Origin of the sequence: Campylobacter concisus (assembly GCF_002912425.1) — a bacterium.
Lineage (GTDB): Bacteria > Campylobacterota > Campylobacteria > Campylobacterales > Campylobacteraceae > Campylobacter_A > Campylobacter_A concisus_AH.
In genome coordinates this window covers 1-631 of record NZ_POYR01000027.1, presented here as the reverse complement: position 1 = coordinate 631, position 631 = coordinate 1, and the positions used below count along the sequence as shown (strand labels likewise).

At 32.8% G+C, this 631-nt stretch carries 2 protein-coding genes; one reads left to right on the top strand and one right to left on the bottom strand.

Annotated elements, in window-relative coordinates; genetic code table 11:
• Positions 1-303, top strand: a 303-nt coding sequence (locus CYP84_RS10665) for a hypothetical protein (protein WP_180996356.1), incomplete at its 5' end; no start/stop codon positions are given.
• Positions 304-329: 26 nt separating this feature from the next.
• On the opposite strand, the gene CYP84_RS01445 is transcribed toward CYP84_RS10665, so the two are convergent.
• Positions 330-548, bottom strand: coding sequence for a hypothetical protein (locus CYP84_RS01445; RefSeq protein ID WP_103636428.1), 219 nt, complete (start codon positions 546-548; stop codon positions 330-332).
• Positions 549-631 lie beyond the last annotated feature (83 nt).

The window sequence follows — 631 nt, the reverse complement described above, 5'->3', positions numbered from 1 at the left end:
GTTGTAAGCATGATTGATGAGCCAGCTCCTACAAGAGTCGATGAAAATAGCGTAATAACAGGTGCTACATGTGAAAATGAGACCCTAAAAACCACGTTTGTTATAAATGATAGTGAAGATATTAAATTTAGTAAATTTACTAAAGAGCAGATAGATGAGTTTAAAAAGTTGCAGACTGAAATGCTAAAAGAGGACTTTTGCGGTAGTAAAAATCCTCTTATCGATAAAGCCTCGTGGATATACAACTACGCAAATGGCAAAAATTTTACTGTGATAAATTTGACAAAAGAGAATTGCAAGTAAATTTTCTGGGGTTGCCCCCCAGAAATTTAAGCTTTTTTGTCTTCAAGCTCTTTTAGATGAGCTTTTACAAACTCACCAAATTCGTCTTGAGTTAGTACTCTTTTAGCAAGTTTTTCCTTGCATTTTTTGCCAAGCTCGCCAAGTGTTGCTCTGTTTTTTTGGCTTTGTGATTTGCCAAATTTTGAAAGGATCGCATTTAGCTCATGCTCTTCACCGAAATTTACTAGCTTTTTATCTAGTGCCATTTTCTCTCCTTTGATGAAAATTTCTTCTAATTTTAAAATTTAATAGTAAATATAAATAAATTTAAATTTTATAGGCTGAAAAG